Source organism: Bacteroidota bacterium (genome assembly GCA_020161395.1).
Classification (GTDB): domain Bacteria; phylum Bacteroidota; class Ignavibacteria; order Ignavibacteriales; family Ignavibacteriaceae; genus UTCHB3.
In genome coordinates this window covers 35,621-51,097 of the sequence record JAIUOE010000004.1, presented here as the reverse complement: position 1 = coordinate 51,097, position 15,477 = coordinate 35,621, and the positions used below count along the sequence as shown (strand labels likewise).

Sequence of the window (15,477 nt, the reverse complement as noted above, 5' to 3'; positions counted from 1 at the left end):
TGCATAACAAAACCGGAATAAACCGGTTTTTGTGGGTTCTACAGGAGTCGAACCTGTGACCTTCTGTACGTCAAACAGACGCTCTAGCCAACTGAGCTAAGAACCCGTTTTAACTCCCTCTCAAATTTATGGTACCGAGAGCCGGGGTCGAACCGGCACGGGAGAAACTCCCACAGGATTTTAAGTCCTGTGCGTCTACCAATTCCGCCATCCCGGCACACAAAAATTTAGATTACAAATATACCTTTTTCTAAAAAAATAACCAAATACTTCTTTTATTTCTTTAGTTCAGGTTTTATGGGTGTAAACTTGATTTCCCGGGACTCAACAATTCGCCAGCCGCCATCAATTTTTTCGAGGATGTGTCGGGTTATTGATCTGTGATCGTCAAACTGAGGTCCGTTTACTTTTCTGACTTCCATCTCAACCTCAACTTCAGCAGACCGGGCATCGGCTCTTAAAACGGTAAAGTTCAGAATGGTGTAATCAAGATCGTAGAGTTTTGTTACTGTTTCGAAGTAGTTATAAGCATTTATTGAGTCAAGCCCGCTCACTTTAATGGTGCTCATGTAGTCCGTTACATTTTTCCCCTTTAGACCCTGTATCTGTTTGTTGAACACAAGTTTTAAAGCTGTGTAATTTGTGTCGTTTTTTGAACTTACTTCAATCGAATCTTTGGGGGAAGGTATTTCGTCTGACTTGGAACCACAACCATGAATGATTAACAATAATCCGGCGAGAATGAGAACTGAAACTCTTTTGTATCTCAAAACAAATTTATCCATTTCAAAAAAAATTATTTGTTGAAAACACAAAAATAGCTATATTTTCAGTCTCAATTTGAAATTTTTTAGGACCCTTAGCTCAGTTGGTTAGAGCAACTGACTCATAATCAGTAGGTCCCAGGTTCAAGTCCTGGAGGGTCCACCACTTTCCTGCCAAAATATCTTCCTTTTGATTCCCCTATTTTAAATAAACCAGTTTATGGTGTTTTCTATGCATTTCCCCGGATGAGGAAACAAAGTTTACATCTGCAATATAGACTCCGGATGGCTGACTTCCAAACTCTACGGGCAGCAGTAAAGTCCCGACTTCTTTGCGACTGAACAGGGTCTCCATAGCTTTTTCACCGGTCAGTGAGTAGATGTTAACTGTTACTTCCCCGCTCTCAAAATGGTCGATTTTCAATGAGGTGGAATTGTTAAATGGATTTGGGTAGGCGGTGAGTTGGAAAAAGTTGTCGGGCAATGTTTCGTTTTCAATTCCAACTGGTACATTAAATGTAAGCGTATGATATGCTTGATATTCAGGGTTTTTTATAAATTTGGGACGGAAACTTTTGTCCTTTAATTTAAGCCAGTACTTGACATGATAACCACTTTTAATAATACTGCTATCGAAGGTGACCACAAAACTGTTTGAACTTGAAGCTTTGTATTTTAATGTTATGATGTCGGTTGAGTCAACTCCATTTGAGTAATAATATTCAAAAAAAAGTGTATCAAGATAATTGAACTGCGGATTATTTGGCTGCAGACGATAGTTTAGATAATGCCAGTTGGCTGTCGAAAAAGTCGGGCTATAGGTAGTTGAGGGAGATGTTACAGGTGTAAAAATCATAGAAGGGTAGTAACCATGATCAAGGTAAAGTGTATCGCCATTTACTTTCCTCCCGAGTTTCGATAAGGTTGTAGTACTGAATTTCGACCATCTTGAACTCATCACCATTTGTGATACATCACTAATTACCCCTGTTTCCTTGGCATAGGTGACAGTTATGTCATAAACAGGGTAAACGCCATAGTGAGCCTTGAAAACTTTTGAACTGGAGTTTCCCGTTACAGTGATGGGCGTACCATTCCCGAATCCACCGATAAAAGAAGACCCTGAAGGTAGACTGAAGTCAAGATGTAGCCGTTTCACTCCATCACTATATTCATAAAGTTTATTTGAATCCCGATCAAATCCATAATAAATAAGTCCCTGTTTAAAGAACATGATACCATCAAGCAGCATTGAGTCAGTAATTTCCCAAGTACTGTAACTATAACTCGAGTAGCCCCCGTCCCCTGTTGCATGAGTTAAGCCTTCCCACCGGTCCATTCCTGATAATCTTAGGAAAGGTACCGGGTCTGTCTGAGCATGCAATAGAGGTAACCTTAAGACAAATACTAAACAAATAATCGATATGAACATTTTTTTCGTATTCATTTTTCAAACTCCTGTATAATGTTCTCAAAAATAACAAAAAATCTCAAAACTCCAAAATATCATCTCATCATAGCAATTTTCACACTTCTGAAGCCTGACTCTGTTTTCATCACGAGGAAATATACACCGTTGGTGAGATGTCTTGAGTTGAACGAAAAATTTTGTAATCCTGATGAAACCGTACCTGAAAGGAGATTCATCACCTTCTCACCGAGAGGGTTATAAAGTGATATATCTACATCCTCTGTTGTGTTTAACCGGAAAGAGACAGTCGCATTCTCTTTAAGAGGATTGGGATAAACTTTTATGTATTCGTCAGTTAACGCCACTCCGTCTTCTCCATTTGTGGAAGTTACGGTAAAGTTTTTGGTTTCAGTTGCAATTATTGAAGGTGAATGATCTTCATTTTGCCACATTGAAATAAACCTGACAGCTTCGGGGGTGTTTAGTGCTGCAAGTCTTTCTATTGCACCGGGTTTCATGGCCTGATAGCACAGTCGTGCATGAATTGTCAGTTCGCCATTTTCAGAAGGTTTTATTCGATAAGTGACGATGTCAGCCCCGCTTCCTTCGACATTAGCGATTTTATTGAAATTTGGATCGTCATTCACACCGGAAATCTTTACGCTGTCATATGAAGGATGTGCAGTTGTAAATCCTGAAGGAGGCAGTCTGTTATCTTTAACATTACCAGCCGCCCTAAGCAGCGTTTGAGTAACAACTCCATTTACATCGACAGGAACACATTCAAATATTTGAACTTCATCAGGATTACGAATTATGTCATGATGCTTTTCATAAAGAGAATCATGCCCGATGATTTCTCCATCACTCTCCCACTCTCCCGAATGAAAAATCTTCTGATTCAGCGAATTTAAAATTTTAAGTTCAATCCACATTCTTCGGAAAGGGATTCCGGAGGGGAGTTTGTGACCAGTCAGGTTGGATATTTTTACATTTATATCGATTGAATCTTCGACGGGTACAACTTCAATTTGAAGTGTTGCAGTCTTGCCATCGAAGTTTTTGTTAACTCTGCCAATTGTGCTGTCAAAAAGAGCGGCTGAAGCGGTTGCACCGAGTGAGTCAATATTATTTTTGATCAGATTCAGCATCATTTTATTAGCACCGACAAACTCATGTTTGAAGTATGGCGAGTGCTTAACGGTGTGGTTGGCCGGGATAGTGGAAATATCGATGGAGTCCTGAATTGCAGGCATATGGCAGGTTTGGCACTCAGTTCCGTTTTGGGCAAATTCACTGTTTTTCCATTCCAGATAAGGTGTTTGTTCAGGGTAATAGCCGGCAATCTGATTGTTATAATCAAAGTAGGGTGTGAAAAGCGTATGGCATGTGGCACAAAGTTCTGACTTGTTTATGTGTGGCGAATAGACAGAATTGAAGTTTACAAAACTGATCATGGGCTGTGTGAATGGATTTTGATAGGGACCGTAAATAATCCTTGTTGTATCAATTTTGTAACCACCGCTGAATGAGGTTTGCATTCCGAGATTGGCGGGATTAATCTGGTGGCAAAGAGTGCAACTTACGCCGTCCTTTCCAAGAGGGTCGTTCCGCATTTGTGTCAGTGTATAAGTCGTTAATCCATCTTTCTTTGCCTGAGTGTTTCCCATCGGAGCATGACATTTTGTACAGATTGACTCGATCTCATCTTTCATCCCCGGAAAATTATGCGTTTCTTCAGAGACCACTGCCTGCCAGAGAGGATCTTTTGAGGCATTTGCCATCATCGTGCTTCTCCAATGAGTTACAGGCGATATATCCACACCGTTTTGCGTAAGAACCGCCCCGGAACCGGTGTGACAGGTGGAGCAGTTACCGGAAGCGGTGAATAATGAAGAGTTAAAATAAGGGAGTGGATTTTGCGCAAAAAGCGCAACGGAAAAAAGGCAAATGTGTAACAAATATTTCATTCAGATCTCAATTTGATTCGCTTGTGTATCGTAATTTTTTCAGTTTGACAAGTTTTAATTGAATTTAGTTTATTATAATTGAAAATATACAGTTTCTGGACAAATTTTTATGAATCCTTATTGAATCTTTTTTGTTACACGAATATCTAACCTGTTAGAGTTTTAATAATTATCCGGAGAAGAGAAATGAAGAAGAATGTCGGATCGGCTGATAAAATTATCAGATATGTTGTCGGGATCGCCATCATTGGTGCAGGAATTTACTTTAAGACCTGGTGGGGTGCGGTCGGAATTGTACCAATACTCACTGCCGCTATGAGCACTTGTCCGGCTTACCTGCCGTTTGGCTTGTCAACCATCGAGACAAAAAAGAAGTAATTTAACAGAGGCTGTCTCAAAAGGGGCAGCCTCTTATTATATACATAATTTATTATTTTCACCTTCCGATTCAAAAGATTAATTTGGAATATACTTCAGATTAATTTTTTGGAACAGCCATGAAAAAGCTCTCACTTCTACTTACTCTTCTTTTTATATCATCAACAAACCTGTTTTCACAACCTGTAATTAAAGTCAAGGATTTTGGCGAATTCAATGAGGGATTACTCTCTGTCCTTATAGGTGATAAATGGGGATTCATCGATACAAACGGAGTTATGGTAATCCAGCCCAAATACCAAAGCATGACGGGTGCTCCATTTTTCTCAAACGGAGTAGCGGTAGTTGAACTTGAAAAAGCAGGTCCTTTTGGGGCGATTGACAGAACCGACAAGACAGTCGTTCCTTTTAAATTTTACAGAATGAGCCGGTTTGGTGATGATGTTGCGGTAACAATGAAACCTGCCGATGCGGGAAATGGCGGAACCCGAGCACATTGCCAGGTGGTTTCAAAGACCGGAACCATTCTGAATGATTCAACTATTAACGACTACAACTTCAACACATTTTACAGCGAAGGCTTGAGCCACTTCCGTGAAAAATCAAAATACGGATTTTTGGATAAAAACGGAATGGAGTACATCGACAATGTCTATGGTGACATCGCCCCCTTCAGTGAAGGTCTTGCTGCTGTCTACCATGAAGGGAAATGGATATTTATCGACAAATCGAACAAACAGGTTCCGGGATTTTCATCGAAGAACCAGCCCGGTGATTTTAAAAACGGCAGATCGATCATTTTTGAAAATAATAAAAGAGGAGCAATCGACAAATCAGGAAAGGTTGTTGTCGAGCTCAAATATGAAAGTTTAAGTACATTTGACGACGGATTCGCTGTCGGAAAATACACTGATGAAAAGACATGGGAGACTGTTTTCGAAATAATCGATTTGAACGGCAAAGTGATCAAAAAATTCGCACCCTCTGTTGATAAAGGTAAATACTTTTTCATGCTAACGGGGTTTTCCGAGGGGCTGGCGGTAATAAGAGAGGGTTATGAAAAGTCAGGATTTATTGATACCAAGGGTAAAATGGTGATTGACTTCAAATTCAATCAGCTTGAAAAATTCAAAGATGGCAGGGCTTATGCCGAGTATACAGACCCAAAAACTCAGGAAGAAAAAGCAGGATTTATTGACAAAAAAGGTAAATTTGCGTTTTACTTGAAAAAAGATTAACAAACAGAAGGACACAATTTGGAAAAGAAAAGGATCGGGTTCATCGGGTTGGGACTCATGGGTAATCCGATGGCAGCAAGAATCATCGAGGCAGGTCACGAGTTGTTTATATTCAATCGCACCGTTGAAAAAGCAACTGATCTGATCGCCAGGGGTGCAGTCTTTTGCAGTACTCCCCGGGAAACAGCGGCGAATTGTGATATCATTTTTACAATGTTGACGGATTCAAAAGTGCTGGAGGATGTTGTCTCTGGTGAAGATGGATTATTAGCCGGATTGAAGCCTGGAGCTGTACACATTGACTGCAGTACAGTACTCGCAAAAACCACCACTACACTGTTCGAAAGGTACAAAGCGGAAGCCAGGAACTTCGTTCACTCCCCTGTTCTTGGCAGCGTTCCGCAGGCAACTGACGGTTCTCTTTTAATGTTTCCCGGTGGAGAAACAGATGTTATCGAAAATTGCACACCCGTTCTCAAGCTGTTATGCAAATCAATGTGGATATTCGACCATCCATCAAAATCCGGTAATCTTAAAATAGCATTAAACTCTATAATTGCAGGAACGATCTCAATGCTTTCGCAAAGCATGGTTTTTCTCCAAAAAGCGGGAGTGGATAATTCTGTATTTCTGGAAGTACTTTCAAATTCCACCTTGAATTCACAAACGATTCAATTCAAGGGAAATAATATGCTGGACAGGAATTTTACTCCCCGGTTTACCGTACAAAATCTGCTCAAAGACAGTAATTACATGGCTGAGTCTTGTCACAGCCTTGATTGTCGTGCTGACATAGCCGAGAGCATATCTCAAATTCTGAGGGATGCAATCGCACTCGGTCATGGTGATGAAGATTATTCTGCGCTTATTAAAGCATTCGAATCGAGCGCTAACATCGAAGTAAAAAGAAAAGACTAAAAATGAAAAAACTGTTCATAATCCCTTTATTGCTCTTGTTGATTCCGGTCAGCCTCAAGGCACAAAAAGAAGAGGTAATTGTTTCCGGAGAACTTATTGCAGGCGGTAAACCGGTTGAATTGATCTTTGTCATAAAACCGGGGCGAAGTATAATTGAGGTACCGGTTCAGTATGTGTATGACATGGAACTGACTTCTGCTTTTTTTAAGGATGACAGTCTCTTCATTGCACACGACCCAATGAAAGTGAAATATTCGGGCAAAGTATACGGTTCGATCGATTCCATCAACGGAATTTATACTCAGGGAAATTACTCTTCACCCCTTTCGCTTTTTCCCAAGAAAGACTATAAACCTGTCGTCAGAACCCAGAAAATCTCACCACCGTTTCCCTACTACACAAAAGATGTTACATTCAAAAACAAAGTGGAGGGATTTGAACTCGCGGGAACAGTTACTGCTCCAGATTCAACGGGTAAATATCCCGCAGTGATTTTGGTAACGGGTTCCGGTCCACAGGACAGAGATGAAAGTCTGGTTGGTCATAAACCGTTTTTAGTGATTGCAGATTATCTTACCCGCAACGGCATCGCCGTTCTTAGATATGATGACAGGGGAACAGCCAAATCAAAAGGTAATTTTAAAAGTGCTAAAACACTCGATTTCGTGGTTGATGCATCCTCTGCCATCGATTTTCTTCGAACATTACCGTTTGTGGATACAATGAAAACCGGTCTGATCGGTCACAGCGAGGGCGGGATAATCGCACCCATTGCAGCAACTGAAAATTCCGGAATTAAATTCATTGTCTCTCTTGCGGGTCCGGGAGTTACCGGGAAGGAAATTATTATGGAACAAACCATACTCCTTGCGAGAGCCGAGAATGCAGATGAAAAGGATTTGGTGATCTTTAACGAGTTGTTAAAATCATGTCTCGATGCGATCCTTGCCAACCCGGAGTTTGCCGCAAAACAACTCGATTCAGCTTACAAGGCGTATATGTCACAATTTCCGGAAGAGGAAAAAGAGAGACTACAGAAACTGGAACAGTTTGATAAAAGAGGTTTTTTCTCCTTCACAACACCCTGGTTTTTGCAGTTTTTGGTCCTCGATCCTGTTTCATACATCGAAAAGCTAAAAGTTCCGATGCTCGCTTTGTGGGGAAGCAAAGATTTGCAGGTACCGCCAGATCAGAGTATGCCACCAGTAAAGAAGGCACTCGAAAAAGCCGGTGTTGAATATGAGATCGAGGTATTTGACTCACTGAATCACCTGTTTCAAAAAGTAAAGACCGGCGGCATGAGCGAGTATGCAACTACCGAGACAACCATTGAACCTGAGGTACTCGAAAAATTGGTGAAATTTATCAAGGCTCTCAAGTAGATTTTTTTACAGGGGATTTCATAACACTCGAAGATACCCGAAAGTGAAATGAATCCCCTGATTCTTTTCTTAGCTCAGAAAATCGTTTCTTGATGCAGGATACAACTGATTGATCATGTAAGTTCCCGCCTCGGAAAACTCTCTCAAATATCCATCGACATCATCAGTAATTATATAGTCGAACACCCTGTCAACCTCGTGTTCCTCATTTCTGTGTTCGATTACATTAAGACAGTCATTCCAGACATTCATATAAACCCTCAGGTTGTGGAGAAGGTTGTCAGTAGCCATTGACTTTACGAGAAGTACTGATCTCATCCTGTCAGCTTCCATTGCATGAACCGGAGGAAGATAGTAAACTGACTCTATTTTATATTTGTCCTTATCCAGCTTTGACACCATTCTTTCGAAAAACTTGGCATTTCTGTTGTACTTAATATCAGCACCGAGTTCTTTGAATGTGTGGGTTGAACTGTCATCGTGCACTTCAGGTTCGGTGTATCCTTCGGGCATTATTACAGCAATCGCTTTCTCCTCTTCCGCATTCATAAGTATCTTAAGTGTACCGCCATCGAACTCATCCATAATATCGGTTACATAGACAACACTCGAAAGATGTGCGCTCTCAGGCAGCATGTCGATAAGAAGGTTATCCGACTTTTTGATAAACGACTCGTTAAAATTGGCATTGGTCTCTTCAAGGAAGAGTGGCAGATATCGAATGGAAGATTCAACCAGATCCTGAAAGAAATGGGTACCAAAACTAAGGTCAGGCTTGTAATTGCCTTTCTGTTTCGCAATTTCTATAAGCATTGCAGTATTGTTGATTTGGGAGTAGGTCACACTCACACCAAGTTTGATATCTCCCCGGCTTCCCCATCTCCCCGGACCCATCAAAATAAACTTTCGTCTTGGAAGCATCTTGTTCAGCTTTCCAACTACAGATGCTACCTCAAGCATGGCTTCTTTGGTCTGGAGACCTTCATAACCATCGGGATCTACATATACAATGAACCGTACAGGATTCACTTTACCGTTCGAAATGTACTTGTTAGTTGAAAAGAGAACCCTGTCTGCCGGAATATTTTTTGGTATGGTATCCGCAGTGTGTTGTTTGGAGTAACTTTGTGGACGGCACTGCAGCAGATAAAAATCCTTACCGTCACTTGCAAACTCAACATCTACAGGGACACCAAACTTATTCTGTAAAATTTGCAGAATTGTGTGCATTTTCTGAAGGAACTGGGATTTATTCAAAAGTCCGTTAAATGTAACAACAAAATCATCATTCTGATAATCGACCTGCAACGGATTGGGTGGTCTCAACATTCCGTTCGAAATTACAGAAAGGATATTGTTGATCTGAGGGTACTCTTCCCCCACTTCTTTTATAAGCTGGTCGATCTCTATGGTCTGGAACTGGTTAGTTTTAAGATTAATAAGATCAATGTTTTTCGGAGAATATCTTAGTGATTCCTCGAAAGTAACATTCACCCTGAGATTCGGCTGACCCGGGGCTATAAGAATTGGATAGTCATCGCTTACGCGGTCAACTGCCCTGGTCCCGAGACCCGGCACAATCCTGACGAGACCGTCCTCTCTGTTGATTCTTGGTGACCATCTGAATTCGTTGTTGCTGAAAGCCACACCTGCAAACGCCGGGAAGAAATAGTCTTGAACCCGGGTTCCCACCACTTCCATGATCATTATACCCATCTCCTCGTGGAAGTCAATCAAACCTCTTTCCGACCTGTATTCAATGGGATCCGGTCCGAATGTGGAGGCATATACTTCGGCGATGGCATCCATCAGAGCGCTGAGTCGTTCCGGTTTGCTCCCCTGGTTCGCAAGGAAAAGCGATTTGTATTTCCCTGAAAAAGCAGACCCGACCTGATCTTCCAAAAGACTGGAACTTCTTACAATTATAGGACTGTTGCCAAAATCATCAAGAGCGAGTGAAAGTCCTTTAAAGATATCGGGAGGAAACTGACTGTCTTTGAAAAGCTGAAGCACCTGAGGATATTCCACTCTGATTTCCTCGATATCCCTGTATTTGTGCTCGTAAACTTCCTCAAGGTTATTGTACTGAATAAACTGCATAATACAATCGGAAGTCAGATACCATGTTTTGGGAATTTTCACTTCGAATGGCAGTTCTGCATCGTTTACACTCGCTGTCAGGATATTATGGGCAAGAAACACACCCGAACTTTTACCACCGAGTTTACCGTGACTTCCGGGGAGAAAAATCATTTTGTCGATGAGTTTGTGGAAGTCTGTCAATTTTACATAATCTTTGGCAATCTGAATAAAATCGAGATCATCTGTGAGGAATCTTCTCAGGAGCGATACTCTGAGTCCTTTGACTGTGGCAGGCGACAATTCGATTTTTTCAGGTGCCATATGGTAGAATCTTCGGATGGCATCTGAGATATCAGCAAGAGAGGAATCCTGTGACTCGAGTACTTTTATGAGAGAGCTGGTATTGTCGTTCTGAATCCATTTCTGGACTCTCCAGAGGATTTCCTCTTCTGTAAAGTTCTCACTTGTAAGTTTCAGGATGGCGTTAATATAGTTATCATAATCGTTGATTATTCTTTTTTGGAGAGGCCGATTCTCATCCTCGGTTTTTCTCTCCTCATCCCCTTTCAAATCGATACTCATCTCTTTAAGAAGTGCTTCGGCTTCCTCTATCCCTTTCCAGTTCAACTGATGGAGCATCTTTCTTAGCAGACGCATAAAGAGAGCAGGGTCTGTCTTCCTGATCATATCCACCACAATCCGCCACTCTGTTTTTTCTTTGACCGCTTCTTCAACTTTTTTCTTGTCAAGTTTCTTTTTGAGCCGCTGATTATAGATAAAATCACCGAGTCTGTTTGCCACAGTCTCGAGAAGCCTCTTTTCCTCTTTCAGGAATGGACCAATATCTGCATTGGGTGCCTCTTTCACATAAGTGACCTGAATGTCACCAACGATTTTCTCACCGGCAATTAAATCCTGATTGAGAACAGGCATGTCTTCGATATACGCCCCTGTATCGAAGGTTTTATCTCTGTAACGAAGCCGCACTTCACAAATATCAGGATGCTGCCAGGCAGACTGCATCCGGTGTATTATGATTGTAAAAATATCCTCTTTTAGAAGTGTCGGATCATGAAGGAGGTCTTCCAGTTCATGGAGAAAGCTGATCTCTTTCAATCTCTCGTCAAGTTGAGTTGATATTCTTGATTTGTTTTCGGAGTGGGGCATTAAAAACCTTAAATTATGGAATCGATTATTTAAAAATAAAAAGGCTGCCTTAATTATCGCTAATATAAGACAGCCTTAAAGCCTTTTTCAAGGGAAAATTATCAGCACCAGCCTCTGTCGTGGCAAGCCTGAGCTACTCTGCTGATTGCAATCACATAAGCGGCATCTCTCATGTAGATTTTCTTCTTTGCAGAAGTGTCGTAAACAGCGTGGAAAGCTGAAGTCATTTTTGAATCAAGCTTGGTCAGAACTTCCTCTTTATCCCAGAAGTAGTTCATGTTTCCCTGTACCTGTTCGAAATAACTGCAGGTTACACCACCGGCATTTGCGAGGAAATCAGGAATAACAAAGATACCTTTTTGTTCAAAATATTTGTCAGCCTGAGGAGTGGTTGGTCCGTTTGCACCTTCGGCAACAAACTTGACTCTAGGGCTTATTTTGACAACATTATCTTCTCTTATTTGATTTTCGAGGGCAGCAGGGATGAGGATATCGACATCCTGCTCGATCCACTTGTCACCGGAGAGTACTTCATAACCGAGTTGTTTGGCTTTATCTTTATTGATACCGCCGAATTTGTTTGTGATGCTTAAAAGCTCTTGCAGATCTATTCCCGTAGTTCTCTTGAAGCTGTATGAAGCCTGATCTTCTTCATCCCAACTGGATACGCAAATAACTTTGCCACCAAGCTGAGTATAGAGTTTAATTGCATACTGGGCAACATTTCCAAAGCCCTGAACACTTGCAAGAGTATCTTTTGGATCGATACCTTTAAGTTTCAAAGCTTCGCGAAGCGTATAGATAACACCATAACCTGTAGCTTCGGTTCTGCCAAGTGATCCACCCATCCCGACGGGTTTTCCGGTTATAAATCCGGGATATTTAGCACCGTGAATTGCTTCGTATTCATCGAGCATCCAGAGCATGTGCTGTGGATTTGTCATAACATCAGGAGCCGGTACATCCTGGATTGGTCCGATGTTTCTTGCGATTTGTCTTACCCAACCACGGCAAATTGCCTCCTGCTCTCTCATACTGAGGTTGTGAGGGTTGCAGATTACACCACCCTTGCCACCGCCAAGTGGAATATCAACAACAGCACACTTCCAGGTCATCCACATCGAAAGGGCTCTTACTGTATCTACTGTTTCCTGAGGGTGAAAGCGAATTCCACCTTTTGCAGGTCCTCTGGCGTCGTTGTGCTGACATCTGAAACCTTTAAAAACCTTGTTTGTGCCGTCATCCATCTTAACGGAGATGCTAAAATGATATTCGCGCAAAGGATTTCTTAGAAGGTCGCGGGTCGCTTCATCGAGTTCGAGAAGTTCTGCTACTTTGTCAAATTGTGCTTGCGCCATTGCGAAAGCATTGAATCCTGATTCAGACATGTTTATGCCTCCAATATTCAGATTTTAGATTTTATGCAAATAGATAATTATTCTTTCAAAGATTTAGTTTAATAATGAAAAAATAATTATTTGAGATATTAAATTACCACTAAATGAACCACATTTCAAAATAATTTTCAAGACTATTTAAAAAGTTTTGGAAAACCTGAAAAGAACACTGCCTTTAATCAGGCTGACACAGTTCCGGCAGTCCGGACTCTCTTTAAAGTGCCTTGTGTCCTATATCTTTTCGGTAATAAATATTGGCAAAACTTATTTTTTTTAGTTCTGTGTATGCACTGTCAATTGCTGAACGGAGATTTCCGGTTGAGTCCACAGAGGTAACAGCGAGCACTCTGCCGCCTGTCGTTAAGGTCTTATTTTCCTTAAATTCTGTACCTGCATGAAAAACGAAACTGTTTCCTTTTACGCCTTTGAGTCCGGAAATCTCGTATCCTTTTTCATATTTACCGGGATAACCTTCAGAAGCTGCAACTACACTGACTGCGGCAGCATTTTCGTACCAGATTTTTCCGGTTTCAATTTCTCCGGAAGCGGCTGAATACAGCAGCCCGAGGAAATCACCCTCAATAACCGGAAGAACCGCCTGCGTTTCAGGATCGCCAAAACGACAGTTGAACTCAACAACCTTCGGACCTGTCCTGGTGATCATAATTCCCACATAGAGACACCCCGTGAAAGGATTTGACTCTGCTCTCAAAGCTGCCAAAAACGGAATAATAACTTCCTCATTCACCCTTTTTTCAATTTCAGGGGTCACAACCCGTGCTGGACAATATGCCCCCATTCCCCCTGTGTTGGGACCGGAATCACCATCCCCGATTCTCTTGTGGTCCTGAGCAGCCGGTAGACAAACAAAATTTTTCCCGTCGGTAATGGCGAAAATTGAAGCTTCCTCCCCCTCCATAAATTCTTCGATTACAACAGTAGAACCTGCTGCACCGAAAATTTTGTCAAGCATCATGTCACGAAGAGCATTTTCCGCTTCTATATAATTGGAAGCTATTACAACACCCTTACCCGCAGCAAGTCCATCCGCTTTGAGAACAACCGGGAATTTGCCGGAGGCCAAGTACTCGACAGCAACATCATACTCATCGACTGTAAACTTCTGCCAGGCAGCGGTCGGAATTCCGTATTTTCTCATGATTCTTTTCGAGTATGATTTTTCAGATTCTATCCGTGCCGCCTTTGCGGTGGGTGCGAAAACCACTACTGCATGGTTTCTGAGGTGATCTCCAAGTCCGTCAACGATCGGAATTTCGGGACCGATAACGACAAAATCGATCTGCTCAATTATCACGAATGCGGCTACTTTATTGTGATCTTTCAGATCGATATCGACATTTTCACCGAGAGTGTGTGTACCACCATTCCCGGGTAAAAAGAAAAGCTTCGAGCACTGTGGAGATTTGGCAATTGCGTAACCGAGTGCGTGTTCCCTGCCGCCATTTCCAATTATTGCCACTTTCATTAGTGCACCTTCAGGAAAAACTGAAATTCAGTTGCGAGTTGTTTAGTCAGGATTCTTCTGTCAAACCTGTTCACAAATTCCTCATCGGGTTTAGGTTGTTTTCCGGAAGTGTAGTCATTATAAGCTTTTAGAATGTTTTGCTTGATTTTTTTAATATCATATGGATCGGAAATGTAGCTGGCTTCATAGTCTGCAAGGTGGCTTCGCAATGCACCATCCGGCAGACACGCAAGGACAGGTTTTCTGGTTCCAAAATACTCATACATTTTGCTGCTCGAGATTGTATCAGCATTTCTTCCCTTCCCTACCATGAACCAAAGGAGGTCACTTGCCATTATCTTTTTCAGTGCTTCATTGTGCTCCATATAGCTGTGCTCCACAACAAAGTTCTGCAGATTGTAGCGTCTGATAAGTTTTCTGTTTTCAATCCTGAGAAATCCAATAAAATGCAGTTCGATGTTCGCAGCTATTTCAGGATTTTCTTTTACTATCTGTCTGAAAGCCTTCAGGAAATATTTGGGAGTAATGTATTCGTAAAACAATCCCGAATAGGTAATCACCATTTTTTTCGAGAGTTTTACAATACTCTGGGAAGCTTTTACCAAGTCATCAGGGTCATAACCGTGCGGAATAATCAACATCTTGTTGTGAGTGAGGAAAGGATAATATTTCATCAGTCTTTCCTTGATTCGCCGGTTGGTTACCACAATCTTGTCAACTTTACGAAGGGTTGCATCCTCTTCCTTTTTGGTTTTCAATCTGTGCCACACCGTGGGATACCTTGCAAACTGATTTCCATACCAAAGATCGCGGTAGTCAACAAAGAGAGGAATTTTGAATTCTTCGCTTATTTTCAATGCTGCCTCAACCGATGAGAAAGGAGGTCCTGTAACAAATACAACATCAAATCTCTCCTCGGCACAAAGCTTTTTTGCTTCTTTGTAAGCTTTTTTACTCCATGATCTTTTGTTGTCAGGGATATAGAACCATGAACTGATGTATGAAAAGATTTTACGAAATATCTCGCGGGGCATTTTTATTGTGCCCTTCTTCTTGAGGATCGAGTTAATCTCTTTTCCGCTCACTCTTACCACTCGTATATTTTCGTTTTTCAAATCATCGAGCAGCGAGTGATCATGAGCAAAGTATGCAATATCCCCGGTTGTAATTACCGTGGGACTCCAGTTGAATTCGGGGAGATATTTAACAAATTTTGAGGTTCTCTGTACCCCGCTCAACCCCTTGGGGGGGAAATAATATGAGAATATTAGTGCTTTATACATG

General features: G+C 41.5%; 11 protein-coding genes and 3 tRNA genes. 5 read left to right on the top strand and 9 right to left on the bottom strand.

Annotated features, from left to right (window positions below; all coding sequences use genetic code 11):
* Positions 1-32 precede the first annotated feature (32 nt).
* From LCH52_07490 to LCH52_07480, 3 genes are all read right to left on the bottom strand, one after another.
* A tRNA-Val gene (locus tag LCH52_07490) sits at positions 33-106 on the bottom strand.
* A 23-nt stretch (positions 107-129) separates the two neighbouring features.
* Positions 130-217: transfer RNA gene (locus tag LCH52_07485), tRNA-Leu, on the bottom strand.
* Between the two features lie 58 nt (positions 218-275).
* Positions 276-770 carry a nuclear transport factor 2 family protein gene (locus tag LCH52_07480; GenBank protein ID MCA0388321.1) on the bottom strand — a complete coding sequence of 165 codons (495 nt, stop codon included), beginning with the start codon at positions 768-770 and terminating at the stop codon, positions 276-278.
* Positions 771-853: 83 nt separating this feature from the next.
* Between LCH52_07480 and LCH52_07475 the strand changes: the two genes are divergently transcribed.
* A tRNA-Ile gene (locus tag LCH52_07475) sits at positions 854-930 on the top strand.
* A 33-nt stretch (positions 931-963) separates the two neighbouring features.
* Here LCH52_07475 and LCH52_07470 read toward each other — a convergent pair.
* Positions 964-2,103, bottom strand: coding sequence for a hypothetical protein (locus LCH52_07470; GenBank protein MCA0388320.1), 1,140 nt, complete (start codon positions 2,101-2,103; stop codon positions 964-966).
* A gap of 167 nt (positions 2,104-2,270) precedes the next feature.
* Positions 2,271-4,145, bottom strand: coding sequence for a T9SS type A sorting domain-containing protein (locus LCH52_07465; protein ID MCA0388319.1), 1,875 nt, complete (start codon positions 4,143-4,145; stop codon positions 2,271-2,273).
* 186 nt (positions 4,146-4,331) lie between these two features.
* On the opposite strand from LCH52_07465, the gene LCH52_07460 reads away from it, so the two are divergent.
* The 4 genes from LCH52_07460 to LCH52_07445 all read left to right on the top strand — a co-directional run bounded on the left by LCH52_07460 (position 4,332) and on the right by LCH52_07445 (position 8,061).
* A complete protein-coding gene (locus LCH52_07460; GenBank protein ID MCA0388318.1) occupies positions 4,332-4,523 on the top strand; it encodes a DUF2892 domain-containing protein in 192 nt (63 codons plus the stop codon).
* Positions 4,524-4,642: 119 nt separating this feature from the next.
* On the top strand, positions 4,643-5,761 hold the full coding sequence (locus LCH52_07455; GenBank protein MCA0388317.1) for a WG repeat-containing protein: 1,119 nt from the start codon (positions 4,643-4,645) through the stop codon (positions 5,759-5,761).
* An 18-nt stretch (positions 5,762-5,779) separates the two neighbouring features.
* Positions 5,780-6,679 (top strand): NAD(P)-dependent oxidoreductase, encoded by a 900-nt coding sequence (locus LCH52_07450; GenBank protein ID MCA0388316.1) that lies wholly within the window; start codon positions 5,780-5,782, stop codon positions 6,677-6,679.
* A 2-nt stretch (positions 6,680-6,681) separates the two neighbouring features.
* Positions 6,682-8,061: a S9 family peptidase gene (locus LCH52_07445; GenBank protein ID MCA0388315.1), complete on the top strand. Its 1,380-nt coding sequence runs from the start codon at positions 6,682-6,684 to the stop codon at positions 8,059-8,061.
* A 69-nt stretch (positions 8,062-8,130) separates the two neighbouring features.
* Here LCH52_07445 and LCH52_07440 read toward each other — a convergent pair whose 3' ends face one another.
* The 4 genes from LCH52_07440 to LCH52_07425 all read right to left on the bottom strand — a co-directional run bounded on the left by LCH52_07440 (position 8,131) and on the right by LCH52_07425 (position 15,476).
* A complete protein-coding gene (locus LCH52_07440) occupies positions 8,131-11,310 on the bottom strand; it encodes a PEP/pyruvate-binding domain-containing protein (GenBank protein MCA0388314.1) in 3,180 nt (1,059 codons plus the stop codon).
* Positions 11,311-11,411: 101 nt separating this feature from the next.
* Positions 11,412-12,698, bottom strand: coding sequence for a Glu/Leu/Phe/Val dehydrogenase (locus tag LCH52_07435; protein ID MCA0388313.1), 1,287 nt, complete (start codon positions 12,696-12,698; stop codon positions 11,412-11,414).
* 223 nt (positions 12,699-12,921) lie between these two features.
* The gene (purD, locus tag LCH52_07430) at positions 12,922-14,193 is read right to left on the bottom strand and encodes a phosphoribosylamine--glycine ligase (GenBank protein MCA0388312.1); all 1,272 of its coding nucleotides are present in this window, start codon (positions 14,191-14,193) and stop codon (positions 12,922-12,924) included.
* Positions 14,193-15,476, bottom strand: coding sequence for a glycosyltransferase (locus tag LCH52_07425; GenBank protein ID MCA0388311.1), 1,284 nt, complete (start codon positions 15,474-15,476; stop codon positions 14,193-14,195). Before LCH52_07425 ends, purD begins: the two co-directional genes overlap by 1 nt.
* Between the last annotated feature and the right edge of the window lies 1 nt (position 15,477).